At 65.2% G+C, this 20001-nt stretch carries 16 protein-coding genes; 5 read left to right on the plus strand and 11 right to left on the minus strand.

Annotated features, from left to right (window positions below):
- Positions 1-31: 31 nt before the first annotated feature.
- Positions 32-871 carry a mycofactocin-coupled SDR family oxidoreductase gene (locus DFR67_RS25755; protein WP_110472322.1) on the minus strand — a complete coding sequence of 280 codons (840 nt, stop codon included), beginning with the start codon at positions 869-871 and terminating at the stop codon, positions 32-34.
- Between the two features lie 56 nt (positions 872-927).
- Positions 928-4311 carry a pyruvate carboxylase gene (locus tag DFR67_RS25760; protein WP_110472323.1) on the minus strand — a complete coding sequence of 1128 codons (3384 nt, stop codon included), beginning with the start codon at positions 4309-4311 and terminating at the stop codon, positions 928-930.
- A 260-nt stretch (positions 4312-4571) separates the two neighbouring features.
- Here DFR67_RS25760 and DFR67_RS25765 point away from each other — a divergent pair, with 260 nt between their 5' ends.
- Genes DFR67_RS25765 through DFR67_RS25780 form a run of 4 tightly spaced genes read left to right on the plus strand, consistent with a single transcriptional unit; the run spans position 4572 to position 9137 of the window.
- The gene (locus DFR67_RS25765) at positions 4572-6311 is read left to right on the plus strand and encodes a PEP-utilizing enzyme (RefSeq protein ID WP_110472324.1); all 1740 of its coding nucleotides are present in this window, start codon (positions 4572-4574) and stop codon (positions 6309-6311) included.
- Entirely contained in the window at positions 6311-7258 is a 948-nt protein-coding gene (locus DFR67_RS25770; RefSeq protein ID WP_110472325.1) for a TIGR03619 family F420-dependent LLM class oxidoreductase, read from the plus strand. Before DFR67_RS25765 ends, DFR67_RS25770 begins: the two co-directional genes overlap by 1 nt.
- Positions 7255-8361 (plus strand): zinc-binding dehydrogenase, encoded by a 1107-nt coding sequence (locus tag DFR67_RS25775; protein WP_110472326.1) that lies wholly within the window; start codon positions 7255-7257, stop codon positions 8359-8361. The genes DFR67_RS25770 and DFR67_RS25775 overlap by 4 nt, the downstream gene beginning before the upstream one ends.
- Positions 8358-9137 (plus strand): SDR family NAD(P)-dependent oxidoreductase, encoded by a 780-nt coding sequence (locus DFR67_RS25780; protein WP_110472327.1) that lies wholly within the window; start codon positions 8358-8360, stop codon positions 9135-9137. The genes DFR67_RS25775 and DFR67_RS25780 overlap by 4 nt, the downstream gene beginning before the upstream one ends.
- A gap of 87 nt (positions 9138-9224) precedes the next feature.
- On the opposite strand, the gene DFR67_RS25785 is transcribed toward DFR67_RS25780, so the two are convergent.
- The 7 genes from DFR67_RS25785 to DFR67_RS25815 all read right to left on the minus strand — a co-directional run bounded on the left by DFR67_RS25785 (position 9225) and on the right by DFR67_RS25815 (position 17151).
- Entirely contained in the window at positions 9225-10271 is a 1047-nt protein-coding gene (locus tag DFR67_RS25785) for a zinc-dependent alcohol dehydrogenase (protein WP_110472356.1), read from the minus strand.
- An 8-nt stretch (positions 10272-10279) separates the two neighbouring features.
- A complete protein-coding gene (locus DFR67_RS25790) occupies positions 10280-11248 on the minus strand; it encodes a TIGR03621 family F420-dependent LLM class oxidoreductase (RefSeq protein WP_110472328.1) in 969 nt (322 codons plus the stop codon).
- 29 nt (positions 11249-11277) lie between these two features.
- Complete coding sequence (locus tag DFR67_RS25795; RefSeq protein ID WP_245938162.1) at positions 11278-12120, minus strand: sugar phosphate isomerase/epimerase family protein; 843 nt, start codon at positions 12118-12120, stop codon at positions 11278-11280.
- An 89-nt stretch (positions 12121-12209) separates the two neighbouring features.
- Positions 12210-13334, minus strand: a complete 1125-nt coding sequence (locus DFR67_RS25800) for a sugar ABC transporter substrate-binding protein (protein ID WP_110472329.1) — start codon at positions 13332-13334, stop codon at positions 12210-12212.
- Positions 13335-13396: 62 nt separating this feature from the next.
- Entirely contained in the window at positions 13397-14521 is a 1125-nt protein-coding gene (locus tag DFR67_RS25805) for a substrate-binding domain-containing protein (protein ID WP_158540044.1), read from the minus strand.
- 47 nt (positions 14522-14568) lie between these two features.
- Complete coding sequence (locus DFR67_RS25810) at positions 14569-15597, minus strand: ABC transporter permease (RefSeq protein WP_110472359.1); 1029 nt, start codon at positions 15595-15597, stop codon at positions 14569-14571.
- A 30-nt stretch (positions 15598-15627) separates the two neighbouring features.
- Positions 15628-17151, minus strand: a complete 1524-nt coding sequence (locus tag DFR67_RS25815; protein WP_084837790.1) for a sugar ABC transporter ATP-binding protein — start codon at positions 17149-17151, stop codon at positions 15628-15630.
- Between the two features lie 226 nt (positions 17152-17377).
- On the opposite strand from DFR67_RS25815, the gene DFR67_RS25820 reads away from it, so the two are divergent.
- Complete coding sequence (locus DFR67_RS25820) at positions 17378-17932, plus strand: VOC family protein (protein ID WP_245938163.1); 555 nt, start codon at positions 17378-17380, stop codon at positions 17930-17932.
- A gap of 26 nt (positions 17933-17958) precedes the next feature.
- Here the strand turns inward: DFR67_RS25820 and DFR67_RS25825 are convergent, their stop codons facing one another.
- Together DFR67_RS25825 and DFR67_RS25830 are read right to left on the minus strand one after the other, a co-directional pair.
- The gene (locus tag DFR67_RS25825; protein WP_110472330.1) at positions 17959-18447 is read right to left on the minus strand and encodes a nuclear transport factor 2 family protein; all 489 of its coding nucleotides are present in this window, start codon (positions 18445-18447) and stop codon (positions 17959-17961) included.
- A 32-nt stretch (positions 18448-18479) separates the two neighbouring features.
- Positions 18480-19913, minus strand: a complete 1434-nt coding sequence (locus DFR67_RS25830) for an aldehyde dehydrogenase family protein (RefSeq protein WP_110472331.1) — start codon at positions 19911-19913, stop codon at positions 18480-18482.
- Positions 19914-20001 lie beyond the last annotated feature (88 nt).

Below are 20001 nucleotides of genomic sequence, written 5' to 3' on the forward strand. Positions count from 1 at the left end.
TGTGCAGTGCAGCAGCAACGTCAGTGCGCGATCACGGCTTGTTGACCGCGCCCGCATCGACGGAGTACTGCGAGGCCGTCACGTAGCGCGCCTCGTCGGAGGCCAGCCAGGCCACGAGGTTGCTGACGTCGCGTGGGTCGATCCACGGCACCGGGAGGAGGTTGGTCACCTTCATGGCCTCGGCGGCGGCATCGCGGGTGGGATTCGGATCATCCGGCGAGAACAATCCCCAGGTCCGCTCGTTCTGGATCATCGGGGTGTCCACACCGGTCGGGTGAACCGTGTTGACCCGGATGCCATAGGGGCCGAGTTCCTGCGCGAGACTCTTCATCAACCCGACGACGCCATGCTTACTCGCCGTGTAGTGCGGCGCGTTCGCGTAGCCCTGCATTCCGGCAGTGGAACTGGTCAGCAAGATGACACCGCCTCCCCGCTTCTTGAGGTGCGGGATGGCAGCGTGCGCAGTGAAGAAGACGCCGGTCAAATTGATGTCGAGGACGTCGCGCCACGCCTCTTCGGGCATCCCGTCGGCGTCGTGACTGATGAAGATACCCGCGTTGGCCAACACGATATCCAGCCCGCCCAGCGCCGCAACGCCGTCGGCAAGAGCACCGGTCAGCGCCGTGAGGTCGCGGACGTCGACCTCGCGCGCCACGATCCGCCTGTCCAGAGCCTCGACCAGGCGCACGGTCTCAGCCAGGTCGGTGGGCTCCGCCAACTCATAGAAAGGCGTCACGCTCTCGATCGGCCGACAGATGTCGACCGCGATGATGTCCGCACCCTCTTCGGCGAGACGGATGGCGTGTGAACGCCCCTGCCCGCGTGCAGCTCCCGTGATGAAGGCGACTTTGCCCTCGAAACGACCACCCATGTGTTCTCACTCCTCATATTTGCGTTTACAAACGTTGGCAATCGACTGATGACTGTTCAGCCGACGACGAGCAGCAGATCTCCGCCGTCGACCTGGGCGCCCCGGCTGATCGGAACCCTGGTGACAACCCCCGCTTTGGTGGCGGTGATGGTCGCTTCCATCTTCATGGCCTCGATCGAACCCACCGACTCACCCTGGGCGACGGTGTCGCCTTCCTTCACCGACAGCGTCACCACACCGGTGAACGGCGCCGGCAAGTGGCCGGGATCGCCACGGTCGGCCTTCTCCGCAGCTCGTGCGGTCGTCTCGATACTGCGGTCCCGCACTTGGACGGGCCGCAACTGTCCATTGAGGATGCACAAGACGTTACGCATGCCGTTGGCGTCCGGGTCGGAGATCGCCTCGAGGCCGATGAGCAGTTCCACACCCTTCTCGAGCTGGACCCGGTGCTCTTCGTCCTGGCGCAGACCGTAGAAGTACTGATTGGTCGACAGCTGCGACGTGTCGCCGTAGCTGTCTCGATGCGACTCGAATTCCGTTGTCGGGCCGGGGAACAGTAACCGATTCAGGGCTTCCCGCCGTTCGCGCGATCCGGCGCCGAGTGCCGAGGTGTCCGCCTCGGTCAGCGGAACGATGGCACGCGGCTCCGCGCGACCGGCGAGTGCACGCGAGCGCAGTGGTTCAGGCCAGCCGCCGGCTGGTTCGCCGAGCTCACCACGCAGGAAGTCGATCACCGACGCGGGGATGTCGTAGCCGGAGGGATCCGCCTCGAAGTCCGTCGCCGTGGCGTCGGCACCTACCAGCGACAGAGCCAGATCTCCGACGACCTTCGACGACGGGGTCACCTTGATCAACCGGCCAAGGATCCGGTCAGCGCCTGCGTAAGCCGCCTCGATGTCCTCGAAGCGGTGGGCCAGCCCGAGGGCGTCGGCCTGCTGCCGCAGGTTGGACAGTTGGCCTCCCGGGATCTCGTGGGTGTAGACCCGCCCGGTGGGTGCCGGCAGTCCGGACTCGAATGGCGCGTACGCCGATCGCACTGCCGCCCAGTAGGGTTCGAGGTCACACACCGCGGCGAGGTCGAGTCCGGTCGCACGGTCGGTGTGATCGGTCGCGGCGACGATCGCCGACAGCGCGGGCTGGCTCGTGGTGCCGGCGAGTGCAGCACTGGCGCCATCGACGGCGTCGACGCCGGCCTGCCAGGCCGCGTAGTAGGTCGCGAGCTGTCCGCCCGGCGTGTCATGGGTGTGCAGGTGCACCGGGAGATCGAAGCGCGAACGCAGCGCGCTGACGAGCGTTGCGGCCGCCGCCGGGCGCAGCAGCCCGGCCATGTCCTTGATGGCCAAGATGTGTGCGCCCGCCTCGACCATCTGTTCCGCGAGCCGCAGGTAGTAGTCCAGGGTGTACAGCGTCTCCCGCGGATCGGCGAGATCGCCGGTGTACGACATCGCCACCTCGGCGACCGCCGTGCCGGTCTCTCGGACGGCGTCGATGGCCGGTCGCATCTGTTCGATGTTGTTGAGTGCGTCGAAGACCCGGAAGATGTCGACTCCGGTGTCGGTTGCCTCGCGGACGAACGCGTGGGTGACCTGATCGGGGTACGCGGTGTACCCGACGGTATTGCGGCCGCGAAGCAGCATCTGCAGGCAGATGTTCGGCATCTCGGCGCGCAGCGCGGCGAGGCGCTCCCACGGATCCTCGTGCAGGAAGCGCAGGGCGACGTCGTACGTCGCACCGCCCCAGGCCTCGACGGACAGCAGTTGCGGGGTCATGCGCGCAACGTGCGGTGCGACGGTGACCAGGTCGCGCGTACGCACCCGGGTAGCCAACAGCGACTGATGCGCGTCCCGGAACGTCGTGTCGGTGACGGCCAGCGCGGACGCGGCGCGCAGGTCGGTTGCGAATCCGTCCGGACCCAGCCGGAGCAGCCGATCACGGGATCCTGGTTCCGGCCGGGCACCGACATCGATGGTGGGCAACTTGTCGATGGCGTAGACCGACGACGGTCGCTCGCCGTGCGGCCGATTGACGGTGATGTCTGCCAGGTATCGAAGGATCTTGGTGCCACGGTCGGCAGAGACGTTCTGCGTCAACAGCTCCGGGTGTTCTTCGATGAACGTCGTCGTGACGTTCCAGGCGAGGAAGTCGGGATTGTCGAGAACCGCCTGCAGGAACGGGATGTTCGTCGCGACTCCGCGGACGCGGAATTCGGCGATTGCGCGTCGAGACCGGGCACAGGCCGTGGCGAAGTCGCGCCCGCGGCAGGTGAGTTTCACCAGCATCGAGTCGAAGTGCGAGCCGATCTCCGAGCCCACGCCGACGCTGCCGTCCAGGCGAACCCCGGACCCGCCTGGGGTGCGGTAGGCGGTCACCCGCCCGGTGTCGGGCCGGAAGCCGTCGGTCGGGTCTTCGGTGGTGATGCGGCACTGCATCGCAGCGCCGTGGATTTCGATCGAGTCCTGGGTCAGGCCGAGGTCCGCGAGCGTCTCACCGGAGGCGATCCGCAGCTGCGAACCCACCAGATCCACGTCGGTGATCTCCTCGGTGACGGTGTGCTCCACCTGGATGCGTGGGTTCATCTCGATGAACACGTAATTGCCGTACGGATCGAGAAGGAACTCGACGGTACCGGCGCAGGTGTACCCGATGTGCCGGGCGAACTTCACCGCGTCGGCGCAGATGCGTTGACGCAGTTCGGGATCCAGTCCCGGCGCAGGTGCGACCTCCACCACCTTCTGGTGCCGGCGCTGCAGGGAGCAGTCCCGCTCGTACAGATGGATCACGTCGCCGGTGGCGTCGGCGAGGATCTGTACCTCGATGTGGCGAGGGTCGACGACCGCCTGCTCGAGAAATACCGTGCCGTCACCGAACGCGGTCTTCGCCTCACGCGAGGCCGCCTCGATCGATTCGCGCAATAGCGCCGGGTCGGCGACGCGGCGCATCCCGCGTCCACCACCACCGGCGACAGCTTTGACGAACAGTGGGAAGCGCATCTCGGCGGCCGCCTCCACCAGCGTGTCCACGTCGTCGGACGGTTCAGACGACGCGAGCACCGGGAGCCCGGCAGCGCGAGCGGCGGCGATGGCCTGGGACTTGTCGCCGGTCAATTCGAGGATCTGGGCCGACGGACCGACGAACACGATGCCCTCGGCCTCGCAGGCGGCTGCCAGGCCCGCGTTCTCCGAGAGGAATCCATACCCCGGGTACACCGCGTCGGCACCCGAGCGTTTGGCTGCCGCGATGATCTCGGAGACCGACAGATACGCACGCACCGGATGCCCCACGTCGCCGATCTGATAAGCCTCGAAAGCCTTCGCGCGGTGCGCCGAGTTGCGATCCTCATACGGGAAGACCGCGACGGTTGATGCTCCCAGTTCGACTGCAGCGCGAAATGCGCGGACCGCGATCTCTCCGCGGTTGGCGACGAGGACTTTCGAGAACATGGCGTTCCTCCGGGTTGCGAGTCAGGGCGGAATGGCAAAAACGCCTCGCGGGGCCGGCGAGGCGTGGAGCAGGGGGTGTGAGCTGAGTCTCCCACATTGAAGCACAACTTACTAGATGGGCCATAAAGTTACTCGACGCGCGCATCCCGCAAGAAAAGAACGCCAACTTGCTGCGCAATATCTCTGTACATGTTTCTATTGTGCCGATGTTTCTATAGTGTGACTTGAAATACAGTCCGACAGCACCTCGAGGAGGACTCGTGACGAACGAGCAGAACGCCGATACCTGGATCACCGACTGGGAGTACAGCGAGCGGTACCCCGTCTACACGCGAGCCAACGCAGGCGAGGTGCTCCCGGACCCGTCGAGTCCCCTGAATGTGAGCCTCGTCTGGAACAAGGGCCTCAACATCGGCTGGCGTGAGGGCTACGTCGAACACCTCGGTACGCACCTGGCATCGGAACTCGACGAGGTGATGCCCGAAACGCTCGGCAACTTCGGTGGGTACCACTTCACGAACTTCTCGGCGACCGAACTCAACGGTGCCCGCCTACCGGGCATGACCGTGCCGGAGTGGAACCGGCTGTGGGTCGGTGACCATCCGGACCTGCCGGACTACGTGGAGAAGCCCGGCCACGCCAACGCCGAGCTCACCGCACGGCTGGCAGAGAAGAGCGCCTGGGCGCTGACCACCGACGAGTTCCCGGAAGCCGAGCAGACCAAGCGCCGTGCCGACCAGGCCCGTGCGAACCGGCCCGACCTGAGCACACTGAGTGATCAGCAGTTGGTCGATCACGCCCGGTCGTTCGTCCCCGACCTGATCTTCTGCTACGCCTACCACCCGGTCACCACCACGCTGTCGACGGTCGGACCTGCGGTCGCGGGCGCACTGCTGGCCTCGATCGGCGAGGCCGACAAACTCGGCGACCTGCTGAGCGGGCTCGGCGGCGTCGACTCGGCTGCTCCGTCGTTCGCACTGTGGGACATGGGCCGTCTGGTTGCGAGCTCCGAGGAGTTGACCTCGTTGTTCGACAACGGACTGGCCACCCTGCTCGACTCCGTGGACGCCAGCGGGTCTCCCGATGCAAAACAGTTCCGGACCGACTTCGATGACTTCCTCTACAAGTACGGCTCGCGCGCACCCAACGAGTGGGACATCCGTTCGGACAGCTGGGAATCCAAGCCCGTTCTGGCCCTGCTCGCGATCAACGGGATGCGGCTGAGCCCCGACTCGTCGAACCCCGAGCTGATCCGGGAGCGCAACGAGACCAAGCGGATCGCCCTGACTGCAGAACTCGCCGCCAAGATGCCCGATGAGGCGACTCGGCAGAGCTTCCTCGACGCAGCCAAGTCGATCACGCGGTTCATGCCGTGGCGTGAACGGACCAAGACTGCCTGTGTCAAGGTGATGGGCGAGATGCGCACTGCCCTCTACGAATTGGGCCACCGAATGGTCGCCCGCGGGGTGATGGAAGACCATCACGACGTCACGATGCTGCTCGCCGACGAGCTCGACGCCTTCGCAGCCGACCCCGAGTCCTTCACGGAGACCATCGCGCAGCGGCGCGAGCAGTATCTCGCGCTCTTCGACCTGGAGCCACCGTTCTTCCTGTTCGAGCCGCTTCCGCTGTCGCAGTGGCCGAAGCGCACCGAGCACAAAGCGGAGATCGCTGTTCCCGGCGACTCGCTTGCCGGTGTCTCCGGGGCGCCCGGGGTCAGTCGTGGTCGCGCCCGGATCTTGCATGATCCCTACGAGGCCGAACACCTGGAAGAAGGCGACATCATCATTGCGCCGCAGACAGATCCGGCCTGGACGCCTCTGTTCGACTTTGCCGGTGGCGTCGTGGTCAACGTGGGCTCGACCATCACGCACTCGTCCATCGTCTGCCGGGAACTGGGCATCCCCTGCGCCGTCTCGGTACAGGACGCCACAGCGCGCATCCCCGACGGTGCGATGATCGAGGTCGACGGCAACACCGGAACAGTGACGGTCCTCTAGTGGTCGAGATCGGTCTGACCCTCCCCCAGCTCGGCGAACACGTCGACGCCGCGGCCATCCGGGCGTTCTCGACCTCGGCTGAGGAACTCGGCTTCGCGAGCCTGTGGGTGCAGGAACACTTGTTCTATCCGGAGGCGAACGAGTCGATCTACGGCGGCCGGCACACCACCAGCGTCCACCCCGCGTATCGCTCGGTGCTCGGGGCGACCGAGCTGATGGCCTTTGTCGCCGCCTGTACCGAGAAGGCGATGATCGGCAGCAGTATCCTCGTCGCCGGCTACCACCGTCCCGTTGAATTGGCACAACGCCTTTCAACACTGGATGTCTTGTCCGGCGGTCGACTCGTCGCGGGTCTCGGAGCGGGGTGGTCGGACGAGGAGCACGGCCAGATGGACGTCGACCCGCGCACGCGGGGCCGACGGATGAGCGAGCTCGTCAACGCCGTGCAAGCGTGCTGGGGTCCTGACCCGGTCGAGTTCTCCGGAGAGTTCTTTTCCATCCCGCGGTCGGTGATCCGTCCCAAGCCACTGCAGCAGCCGCACCCACCGCTGCTGTCCGGACTACGGTCGGCGGCCGGATTGGCCCGCACCGCAGCATTGTTCGACATCTGGAACCCCAGCAGCGGTACCGCCGAGGCCTTGCAGGAGCAGCTCGACACGATGGCAGGTCTACGTGCCGGCGACGCGGCACCGGTCCGACTCTTCCTGCGCTCATACCTGCAACGTCCCACCGATGCCGTCGGCTCCGGCGGACACGGCATCGAGGGTGTCCGCGGCGACCTGCGGACCGCAGTCGAGGCAGGGGCCGAGCAGTTCATCGTGGAGATAAACTTCTGGGACGAGATGCGATCCACCCAGGACTGGGCGGATGCGCCGGCCCGGCTGGCCTCGCTACTCGAGACCGCCGAAGAACTCTCGACCGACATTTCGAAAGCGAGTGTGTTGTGAAGGCAGCAGTATTCGACGGCAACAGCCCGTCGCTGACGATCGAAGACATCCCCCGGCCCGAGCCGCGGCGCGGCGAGATCCTGTTGAAGGTCACCGCCTGCGGTGTCTGCCACACCGATCTCCACGTGCTCAAGTCCGAGGTGAAGTTCCCGGTCCCGGCGGTACTCGGTCATGAGGTGTCCGGTGTGGTCGAGCAGACCGGCGAGGGCGTGGACAACGTCGCCGTCGGTGACCGCGTCGTCTGCAGCTTCATCATGCCGTGCGGCGATTGCCGGCATTGCGTCAGCGGCAAAGAGGATCTCTGCGAAAAGTTCTTCGCACACAACCGATTGAACGGCACTCTCTACGACGGAGAGACCCGCCTGGGCCGCGAAGACGGCACGCCGCTGGCCATGTACTCGATGGGCGGACTGGCCGAATACTGCGTCGTGCCGGCGTCTGACGCCTTCAAGGTTCCGGAGGGAGTCGGGCTCGGTGAGGTCTCGATCCTCGGTTGCAGCTCGTTCACCGCACTCGGTGCGATCAACAACGCCGATCTGGTGCTGGGCGACCGGATCGCGGTGATCGCAGCTGGTGGGGTCGGATCGTCCATCGTGCAGTTCGCGGCCGCGTCCGGTGTCTCACAGATCATCGCGATCGACATCGACGACGAGAAGCTCAAGGCCGTGGCAGCGCTGGGTGCCACCCACACGATCAACTCGCGGGACACCGATGTGGTCGCCGAGGTGAAGGCCCTCACCGACGGCCACGGAGTCGACGTCGCCTTCGAGGCCCTCGGCAACAAGCACACCTTCGCCACCGCGCTGGACGTTCTCGACGACGGCGGCCGCGCTGTGGTGGTCGGCATCGCACCCGCGGGCAGCGTCGGTGAGATCGACCTGGCCCGTCTGGTAAGGCGCAAGCTGGAGATCCACGGTTCGTATGGCGCCAAGGCTCGTACCGACATGCCCGCGCTGCTTCGGTTGGTGTCCGCCGGGATCGTGGAGCCCGAGCGCGTCATCACCCGCAGATACACGCTGGATCAGGTCGACGAGGCCTACCAGGCGCTTGCCCGCGGTGAGATCATCGGCCGCGCGATCATCGAGATGGAACCATCAGAGTGAGTGAGGCACCGGCGGAGGGCCTCGTTGCCGTCGTGACCGGCGCGGCCTCCGGCATCGGCCGCGCCGCGGTCGAGATCATCCTGGAACGTGGTGGGAAAGTCGTCGCATTCGACACCACCCCGGAGTCGTTGGACTGGCTCGCAGGGAACCCGAACGCAATGCCGTTCGTCGGCGACGTCACCTACGACGTCGACAACCGCGCCGCCATCGAGCTGGCCGAAGAGTCGTTCGGCCGGCTCGACGCCCTGATCCTGAATGCCGGCGTACCGGCCTCCGGTTCCATCGAGACCCTCGATATGGAGGTCTTCGACCGTTCGATCAACGTCAACCTGCGCGCCGTCGCGCTGGGTGTACGGGAGTCGATTCCGGCTTTCCGACGCAGTGGGGGCGGCTCGGTGGTCATCACCGCCTCGGCGACCGCGATGGGTGGTGAACCCAATCGTTGGCCCTACGCGGCCGCCAAGGCCGGCGTCGTGAATCTCGCGCGGTCGTTCGCGATCGACCTGGCGAACGACAAGATACGGGTCAACACCGTGTGCCCTGGCCCGATCAGCACCGGGATGACCAAGCGCATCGAGGAGAACACCCCGGAGCGGTATCAGTCGCTCGCGTCGATGGTTCCCCTGCAACGATGGGGCACCGCGCGTGAGGTCGGTGAGGTCATCGCCTTCCTGGCCTCACCGTTGGCATCGTTTGTCACCGGCGCATCGATACCCGTCGACGGCGGGGCGACCTGCGGCAGTGGGCAGACCATCCCGATCCCTGCACCCGCCTGACCCGCAAACGCTCCACATATGCGAAGACGCACCACATATTTGTGGTGCGTCTTCGTATTTCTGGAGCGTTTGCGGGTTGGGCTGGGACTAGCGGCGAGGGTCGACCAAGACCTTGGCGTGTTCGCTGGTACCCGAATCGAGCTCCCTGAACATCGCCACCAGCTCGCCGAGCCCAATGGTGCCGGTGTGCAGCGACTTCACGTCGATACGTCCGTCGGCGATCAGCCTCATGGTGGCGGCGAAGTCCTCGTGGGAGTACGCGAGCGATCCGATGACGGTCAGTTCGCGACTCTGCCAATCCCCATAACTCACAGACGAATCGGTGCCCGGATAGCCGAGCAACGCGAGCGTCCCGCCGCGCCGCACCAGTTCCGCCGAGGGCTGCAGCAGAGCTGCGACCCCGGTGCATTCGAACAACACGTCCGCGCCCAACCCGTTCGTGGCGTCGGCAAGCATCCCGGGCAGGTCGGCCGGCTCGACCACATCGGTGAAGCCGAGGGCGGTGGCCGCGGCCCGGCGCGGGGCCGACGGTTCGCTGATGATGAGCCTGCCCGCCCCACCGGTGCGTGCGTGTTGTGCGGTGAGCAAGCCGATCGGTCCTGCGCCTTGGACGACGACGGTCGACCCGAACCGGAGCTGAGCCCGCCGGACCGCGTGAAACGTCACCGTCGCCGGTTCCATCAGCGCCGCTTCTTCGTCGGACAGCTCGTCGAGCACGGGAATCGCTCGCCGGGCAGACACTTTCAGCTTGGTCGCGAAACCACCATGGGTGGGCGCATCGTCGGTGATGCCGTTGGCCTCCGCGAACGCCAGATCACAGTTGGAGGCGTGACCTGCGCGGCACTGGGCACAGATACCGCACGCAGGGCCGACACCGGCAACCACGCGTTGCCCGACCTCCACCGTCGTGACGTCGGCGCCGACCGCGCTGACGGTGCCCATCCATTCATGTCCGAACACCGCAGGTGGCAGGGCGGCCGACGCGTACCCGTGGGTGTCGGTGGCACAGATGCCGCAGAATCCGATGTCGACGACCACACCGTCAGGCGCCGGCCCGGGCTCGGCCTCGACAACGGTCTCCGCGACCTCGGGCGCGATCATGTGAACGAACTTGCTCTCCACTGCAGATGTCATGCGTGTCATCACTTTCCGGTCATGCGCTCGACGATGGGCGCGAATTGTTCGTAAGCTCGGTCGCCGATGGTGAAGTAGGAGAAGCCGAACTCTTCCCGCCGCTGTTCGAGCTGCTCGCAGATGTCATCGACCGACCCGACGAGCGCGTGGGGAAAAGCTCGCAGCTCGTCGCGAGAGAATCCCGTGCGCTCGATCAGCGCCTCCTCGGTTACGTCGGTCTGCCCTTCGATGGCCACGAAATAGGCGCCCGTCTCGAGTTCGATGCCGTCCACCCGGTCTCCCGCGCCGTCGCGCACCCAGCCCAGCTTCTTGTGTGTCTCTTCGACGGTCGAGGTGAGCACGCTGTCCGAACCCAGCACACCCGAACGGTTGTTGAAATTGATACTGACGATGTCGGCGGTTCTGCCTGCCAACGTCAGCACTCGCCGCGCGCCGCCGCCGATCATGATCGGCGGCGTGATCTCGGGCACCGGCAACGGCGCGAAGCTGTGCGCCTTGACGAACGTGCCGTCGACCTTGATCTCGTCCCCGGCCAGGTACTGGGTGATCAGCTCGACGGTTTCTTCGAGTCGGTCCACCCGCAGACCTGCCGACGGGAAGTCGATGCCCATCGCGTCGTATTCAGAGCCGAGCCAGCCTGCGCCGAGCCCGATCTCGATTCGGTCTGGTGCGAACATCGCAAGAGTCGCAGCCTCTTTCGCCAGCACCACCGGTTCGTGGTAGCTGGTGCAGAACATGCGGCAACCTACCTTCAACGTGTCGGTGACCTCTGCGGCGACGGCCATGCTCGTGATCGGTGCCATCGTCACCGGACGATGCCCGGTCGGGTCGAGCGCTGGGCCCGGCCCGATGTAGTGATCGGACACGTGCAGGGCTGAATAGCCCATGTCTTCGACCTTGTGCGCGACGTCGCGCCATTCCTGTCCGGTGTTTGCCCGATAGACCTGGGCAGCGAACCTGAAGGGTTTCTTAGTCATGACTACAGTTTCTCATTCATCGTCGATTTTCACGAGGCCGGGCTCGGTGCGAGTGCCGCCGCCTTCAGCACCTCACGCGCGGCCCGGCCGAGGTCGGCAGTCCATCCACGCGGGTCGGTGACGGACCGGGCGGACGGTGCCTCCACACTGACCGCCGCAGTCGCCGGCAACCGGCGTAGCAGTTCGACCAGGGGCAATGCCCCCGTTCCTGGAGCGAGGCGATCGGTTCGGGCCTCCGTGATCGCCGCGTTGTGATCCGCGGCGGGTGCGTCCGTGGGCGCATCACAGAGCTGGCAGTACGGCATCAGGTCGGGGGCGATGGCATCGAGCTCACTCCACTGCGAACCCGCACGAGAGAAATGCAGTGCGTCGACGAGCACTCCGGCATCCGAACCGCGCGCGTCGAGAACGAACTTCGCTGCAGCCGTCATGTCGCGAACCGACGAGAACACCATGGGCTCCAAACAGGATCTGAGTCCGTACTCGCCGGACAACTCCGCCAACTCGGCAAAGTTGTCTGTGGCCCGCGAATAGTCGTCATCGAGAACGGTCACCAGGAGATGGCTCGCGTCGAGTTCGGCGCCCGCCTCGAGCACCGCCGACCAATCTGCCCGCGAGCTCCCCGGATGCAGTTTGACCACCTCGACATCGAGCACCCGCATCCCGTTGTCGGACAGGGCGGTCTTGGTCTCGCGCAGGAGCGCCGACCCCGCACGGAGCTGAAACCCACGGTCCTGCGCCGTCTGCGCCACCCGTAGGCCGACAGCGTCGAAACCGCCGAATGCGGCGTTGTCGATGAACTGCGGTGGCGGCACGCCGATCGCCGACAGGTGCGAGAGGGACAATATGCGTTGCGCTGGAGTGACTTCCACCCTTACTCCGATCTGGTTGCCGCCTGAGATGACACTGCCCGGGCGGTCGTGCTCGGGCCCGGGCAGTGTCACTCATGGGGTGTTGATTCCTACTTGAGCCACAGGGCCTTGAACTGATCTTGGTAGTCCGCGACACCTACCCAGTAGCCCGTGTCGGCGTCGATGACGGCCGAGTCGATGTTCTCCGCATTGAGCAGCTGTGTCGGGAGGAACGCCGCGTCCGCCGGAGCGAGGTCGTCCCCATTGAACTGGCGGGCCAGCATGTCGATGACACGCCATCCGAGAATCTGGACCGGGAATCCGACCCACACGCTGTTGTCGCCGTCCTTGAGCGATTTCAGGTTGTCGGGAGTGGGGGTCTGACCCGCGAAGGTCACCTGATCCTGCAGTCCCGCGCCGCGCAGGGCGGCGTCGACGCCGAGCACGAGGTCTCCGAAGGAGAACACCGCGTAGTTGATGTTCGGATCACGCTGCAGCGTACTGACGACGCTCTGCGGGGTCTTGGTGCCGAGGTCGGCGACCTGCTGGTTGACGAGTTCGACCTTGCAGTCGGGGCACTGAGCCTTCATCTGCGCGGTGAACGCGTCGGTGAAGATGTTCAGGATCGGGTAGTCGGTGATGGTGAAGATGGCGACGTTGGCCTTGCCTTCGGACTCGGCGACCACCTGGCTGGCGACCATCTTGCCCCACTCCTGCACCTGCCCGTCTCCGTCCAGCGACGTCGAGATGACGCCTGGGATCGGTTCACCGGACACACTGTCGGCGATCACCGGGATGCCGGCCGCCTTGGCGGATTCGATCTGCTTGGCGACCATCGACAGGGGGGTACCGGACATGTGGATGGCATCGGGCTTGAGCGCGATCGCCTGGTCGATTGCCTTGCCTGCGGCCTCGGCATCGGTGCCCATGGTGATGCGCTGGTACCGCCAACCCAGCAGATCGGCCGCCTGCTGGATGGCGTCGTTCTTGGCACTGGAAATAGGCTGCGGCGTCTCGATGCTGATGACGTACTTGCCGGCGACGGGAGCCTTGCTCAGCGGGGTGTCGAGGACGAGACCGGCAGGCGCCGCTTCGTACTGGTCTGCCACTGCCTGCGCGCCGGAGACGTCGGCCGCCTGGCCGCTGCCGCCGTCGTCGGAGCTGCTACACGCTGTCGCGAACATACTCGCGGCGACAACGGCGACGAACGCCTTTGTCCATCTGGTGGTCTTCACTGGGATTCCTCTCGGGGGTGGCTTGAGCGCCGTGGACTGAACGAAAATTGTTGTCGGGAAAACTATTTGAGCCAGAGCTTCTCGAACTGCTCCTGGTAGTCGGCAACACCGATGTAGAAACCGGTGTCGGGATCGAGTACTGCGGAGTCGATGTTGTTCTTGTTCAACAACTGCGTCGGCAGGAAGGCGTCATCGGCGGGTTGCAGGGAGTCGCCGTTGAACTGACGCGCGAGCATGTCGAGAACACGCCAGCCGATGATCTGGATCGGGAATCCGACCCACACGCTGTCGTCACCGTCTTTGAGCGACTTCAGGTTCTCGGGCGACGGGCTCTGTCCGGCGAACCGGACCTGGTCCTGTAGGCCTGCTCCCCGCAACGCAGCGTCGACACCGAGGACGAGGTCGCCGAACGAGAAGACCGCCCAGTTGATGGAGGGGTCGCGCTGCAGCGTGCTGACCACACTCTGCGGGGTCTTGGTACCGAGGTCGGTGACCTGCTGATTGACCATCTGGGTCTTGCACCCAGGGCACAGGGTCTCGAGCTGCGCCTTGAACGCATCGGTGAAGATGTTCAGGATCGAGTAATCGGTGATCGTGAAGATGGCGATGTTCGCGTTGCCGTCACTGTCCGCGACGACCTGACTCGCCACCATCTTGCCCCACTCCTGCACCTGGGCGATGCCATCGATGGAGGTGGAGATGACACCCGGGACCGGCTCGTCGCCCACACTGTCGGCGATGACAGGAATGCCTGCCGCCTTGGCGGATTCGATCTGCTTGCTCAGCATCGCGAGCGGGGTACCTGCGATGTGGATGGCGTCCGGCTTCAGGGCGATGGCCTGGTCCATGGCCTTCGGTGCGGCCTCGGCATCGGTGTCCATCAGGATGCGCTGATAGCGCCAGCCCAGCACGTCCGCCGCCTGCGCGATGGCGTCGTCCTTCGCGACCGCGATCGGCTGAGGCGTCTCGATACTGATGACGAACTTGCCGGTGTCCGGGGCACGGCTCAGCGGAGTGTCGAGGATCAGGTTGGTCGGCGCGGCCTGGAACTGATCCGCGACAGCAACGGCCGCCGACACATCCGCGGGCTCGCTCGATCCGCCGCTGTCCGAACTGCTGCATGCAGTCGCCAAGAGACTCGCGGAGACAACGGCGACGATCGCCTTTGTCCAGCTGGTTTTTCTCACAGGTGTCCTTTCCAGGGTGGCCGAGCGGCTGAGAAGTGAAAGAAGAGTCAGACCCGGCGAGCGGTCCGCGCAGCGAGCGCGACGGCGATGATCAGCGCCAGACCGTTGAAGAGGTCGTTGACGTAGCTCGGTGCGCCGGCGAGCTGCAGGCCCTTGACACCGGTGGCGAGGAGGTAGATCGCGATGAGGGTACCGAGGACGTTCACCCGGCCTGCGCGGATCTGGGTGGAGCCGAGGAATACGGCCGAGAACGCCGGGAGCAGATAGGACGGCCCGATGTCGGGTGCCGCGGTACCGAGCTTGGCGGCCAGGATCACGCCGGTCAATGCCGCAACCGTCGCTGATGTGACCAAGGCGCCGAACATGATTCGCTCGACGCGGAGTCCGGCGAGGCGAGCTGCCTGCCGATTGCCTCCGGTGGCATAGAGGTAACGGCCGAGCGGAGTCTTCTCCAGGACCACGTACATGACCGCTGCGACCGCGATCATGTAGAAGAACGGAAGCGGCAGACCCAGGAACGGCTTGCTGCCCATGTCCAGGAATCCGTCGGTGAAGCCCTCGGTGATCTGCTTTCCGTCTGTCACGAAGTAGGTACCTGCCAGCAGGATGCTGGACATACCCAACGTCGCGATGAACGAGTCGACGTTGAGCTTGACCACCACGAATCCGTTGACCGCACCGATGAGGGCACCGCACAACAGGGTGGTGATGATTGCGATCGGAGCGGCGATCCCCTGCGACAGCTGATACGAGACCATCGCCACCGAGAAGCCCATCACCCCCGCGATCGAGAGGTCGAAGACTCCTGCCGCGAGGGGCACGATGAGGCCGATGGCGAGCATCGCCGTGATGGCCTGATCGCCCGCGATGATACGGAAGTTGCCCTCGGTCAGGAACAGGTCGGGGATCCAGATCGCGAACAGCACGATGATGGCGACCCACACGTACAGTCCGCTGAATCGGTCGAGTCCCAGATTGATCTTGCGGCCCTGCGGCTTGTCGGGCAGAAAGTCGCCGCCACCCTGGGGCTGACCCTTCGGTGACGTCGCCTTGCCTTCGGCCGATTGTGTTGTCATGGTGTTCCTTTCGGACATCGCGGAGGAGGCTCAGGCCTCGACGCGAGCAGGTTTCTTGAGTGTCGAGGCGGTCAACCGGTCAGGGTCGATCCGGGGGCGGGAGAAGTCGTCGACCACGCAGCCGGCCGACAGCACGATCACGCGATCGCACAGGCGGGTGAGTTCGCCGTGATCGGTGGAGACCACCAGCACCGCGGCGCCGGACTGCGCGGCGTCGTCGACAAGTGTGTGGATATCGGCTTTTGCGCCGATGTCGACGCCTTGGGTGGGTTCGTCGAGCAGTAGTACGCGCGGCTTGCGGCGCAGCCAACGGGCCAACACCACCTTCTGCTGGTTGCCGCCGCTGAGAGTGCCGAGATGACGCTCGGTGTTGCCGGAGGGGCGTACTCCGAGCCTCTCGAGCCACGTCGCGACGTCCGACTTCTCACGCTTCATCCGCAGCATGCCGCCCTTCGTGTACGCCCAGGGATCGGCGACCGAGACGTTCTCCCGGAGGGATGCGGTGGCGAAGGCGGCATTGCTCAATCGTTCGGCGGGAACACATCCCACGCCCGCAGCCATCGCGAGATCGGGACGGCCGTTTTCCACGGTCTTGCCGTCGACGACGACCGTGCCACCCCTGGTCTCGGCGCCGAACAGTGCTGGCACGATCTGTTCGCGACCCGATCCGGTGATACCCGCGATTCCGAGCACCTCACCCGATCGAATCGAGAAGTCGAGGTCTGTCACGGAACCGCAGGACAACCCACGGACCTCGAGGACGGGATCTCCTGCGGTGTCGGTGGTCTCGTCGGGTTCTGCGAGGAACTCCTCGACGCGGCGACCGATCATCAATTCCACCAGTCCCGGCTCATCGAGACCCTCGAGGCTCCGGGTGGTCACGATGTTGCCGTCGCGCATGACCGTCACGCTGTCGCACAGCGAGAAGACCTCATTGAGGTGGTGCGAGACGAACAGCACCGCGACCCCGCGATCCCGAATCCTGCGCACGAGGTCGAAGAGTCGGACCGCCTCGGCCGCAGGCAGGTTCGCGGTCGGCTCGTCGAGCACCAGGATGTTCGTCGCGCCCGAGCGGTCCTGCACGGCGCGGGCGATCGCCAACATCGTGCGTTCACTCATGCTCAGTGCGGAAGCGAGCTTCTTGAGATCGATGTCGAAGCCGAGTTCGGCGAGGGCGGCTCTGGCCTGCGCTCTTTCGGCCTTGAAGTCGATCGTACCGACGGCCCGGGTCTTGTAACCATGCCCCAGCGCCAGGTTGTCGACGACGTCGAGACTCTCGACCAGCCCCAGCTCTTGGTGGACAAACCGCAACCCGGCTGCTTCACCGCTCCCGGGGACACCGAGGTTCAGTTCGCTGCCCGCGACGACGATCTTCGCGCCGTCGTCCGGATCATGATATCCGGCAAGAACTTTGATGAGTGTAGATTTTCCGCATCCGTTCTGTCCGACCAGACCGCGAATTTCACCGGGCGCGAGAACGAGAGTCACATCGTTGAGTGCTCGCTGACCGCCGAAAGTCTTGGAAAGACCGCTGATACTGAGCGCGTCTGTCATTTGGGCCTACCTACGTGAGGTGAGTTACTTGAACCGTTGTTTTGTTACCTACGTCATACTGAACTATGTACATGGATAAGTCCAGCGTTCGGGCAAAGTCGTTATATTTGCCCCTCACGTGCACAATTACCGCTATGAGCTCGTCCAGCTGGCACGTTCTTGTTGAATCAACGTCGGCCTGAGGCCACCTGTATCTATAGTCATCAGAAAGTTAGCGAGTGCCGCTATGGCTGCTCGCCCGAACGATGAGGGCTGCGTGATGACCGAGTACACGCCAGGCGCGATCGTCCAGATCGCCTATGTCGTCGACGACGTGCGAGCCGCGGCGGAAGACTTCGCATCGCGAACCGGCGCCGGTCCGTTTTTCGTGCGGCGCAACCAGGTGACGTCAGCGCTGGGTCCGGACGGGACCGCAGGTTCTTTCGACCACTCGTCCGCCTACGGACAGTGGGGGCACACACAGATCGAATTCGTCGAGGTCCACAGCGCAGAGCCTGCCGCGTTCGCCCAGACGGCGTTGGTGAGCAACCACATTCATCATGTCGCGATCATGGTGTCGTCCTTCGGGGATCAACAGCGCCAGTTCGCCGACAGCGGGTGGCCGGCGGTACTGACCGCCACCACACCCAACGGCAACAATTTCGCCTTCCACGACGCCCGTGCGCAACTCGGGCACCTGGTGGAGATCTACGAACCGCGCCCGACGATCCTCGCGCTCTACCGCAGGGTCGCCGACGCAGCCGTCGACTGGGATGGCCGCGACCCGGTCCGGGACATGTGAGTCGTACCGGACGAGGCCGCCCGCCCTCAGGCGTCTGCGAGGAGTGCGGCTGCGCGTTCGCGCGCCATGGTCAGGACCGCAGGGTTGCCGGAATTCCACAGCACCGTCAGCTGCTTCTTGCAGATCCTCCATTCACCACCAACGCGCACAACGGAATCGGTGTAATACCCGCCGATGGTGAACATCGCATCACCCGCAGTGTTCGGCAGTACGTGCTCGGCGCGGACGTACGAGATCACCGTGCCGCGATCACCCTCGACTGTGATGTGCAGATTGGACAGGAAGTGCTGCGACGCCGTCAGTCCCGGGAACAGCATCCGCCCGCGTTGCACCCAGTCCTCGGCGCGGAACATTCCGCCGTTGCCTGCCCGATAGCTGGTGTAGTCGATCTCGATCTCGTCGGTGAACACCGATCGGTACATGACCCAGTCCCGCAGGTCGATACCGCGCGAGAAGCGCGACATCAGGTTGGTGATCTCCCGGTGCGCGGTGTTCAGTTCTGCTTCCGTGGCCATGTCGGATCGCTTTCGTCGTGGGTGGGGGCGGATCAGGCGGGTAGCTGAAGGGAGATCTTCTCGAAGTACTCGTCCAGGCCGTCGGGACCGAGCTCTCGGCCGATCCCCGACTTCTTCATGCCCCCGAAGGGCGCCATCGCATTGAAACGACCGCCGTTGATGGAGACCTGCCCGGTACGAAGTCGGCGCGCTATCGCGATCGCCGCGGCGTCATCGGCGGCGAAGACACCACCGGACAGTCCGTAGTCGGAATCGTTGGCGATGTCGATCGCCTCGTCGATGTCGCTGTAGGTGAGGACAGTGAGCACCGGTCCGAACACTTCGTCACGGGCGATCGCCGAGGTGTTGTCGACGCGGCTCACGACCGTCGGGCGAACGAAGAATCCGGCCTGCAACCGTTCATCGAGACCGGTGACCTCTCCCGGACCGCCGACCAGGAAGACTGCGTCTGCGGGGACGTCCGAGAGCATGTCGAGAACGGTCTGCTGCTGTTCACGCGACGCCATCGGACCGATGTCGATCGCCTCATCGAGCGGATCACCGACACTCTGGCCGCCGACCAGTTCGACGAGTTTGGCCTCGACCTGCTCGAGGTCCCCGATGGGCACGAGCAGCCGCGTCGTGGCGGCGCAGGTCTGTCCGTTGTTGACGTAGCAACCCCGGACAGCGGCGGTGACCGCTGCGTCGACATCAGCGTCGGGCGCCACGATGAACGCGGACTTGCCCCCGAGCTCGAGGGTTACTTTCTTGATGTCGGCTGCAGCTACCTGTCCGACCCGAGCCCCTGCTGAGGTGGATCCGGTGAGGCTGACGAGATCGACGTCGGGGTGGCCCGCAAGGCGCTCGCCCACACGGCCGCCTGCGCCGGTCACGATGTTGAGGACGCCCGGGGGCAACCCGGCTTCTTCGGCGATCTCCGCGACCACGAACGCTGCGAGCGGCGCGACACTGCTCGGCTTCACGACGGACGTGCAGCCGGCGGCGATCGCAGGCGCGACCTTCGCGGCGAGTTGGTAGAGCGGGTAGTTCCAGGGCGTGATCGCCCCGACCACACCCACCCCGACCTTGAGGATCAGGGAGTTGCCCCGCCTCTCCTCGAGACTGGTGGTCTCCAGGATGTCGGCCATCGACCGGAAGATGGTCACCCCCAGTCCGACCTGGACGGTGCGGGAGCGGGCGATCGGCGTACCCACCTCGCGGGCCATCATCTCGGCCAGTTCGGTTTCCCGTGCGACAAGACCGTCGGCGATCCGGCGCAACACAGTGATCCGATCAGCGAGTGGCGACTGCGACCATTCACCGAAGGCGGCCCTCGCCGCGGCGACCGCGTCGTCGACGTCGCTTTCCGTGCCCGCCGGAACACGTGCCATGAGCTGCCCGGTGGCCGCCTCGAGGACATCGATCGTGCCCTCGCCTGCGGAAGGAACCCACTTGCCGCCGATGTAGAGCTCGTTCCGGTCTGCCATTGCCGCGCCTCACTGTTGTCCGATATCTGGTCGTGCTACGCCGTCCGATGTCGCCTCCGCGGAGCCGAGTGGTGGCCGTCACAGAGAG

The organism is Williamsia limnetica (assembly GCF_003217475.1).
In the GTDB taxonomy this organism is placed as follows: Bacteria; Actinomycetota; Actinomycetes; order Mycobacteriales; family Mycobacteriaceae; genus Williamsia; species Williamsia limnetica.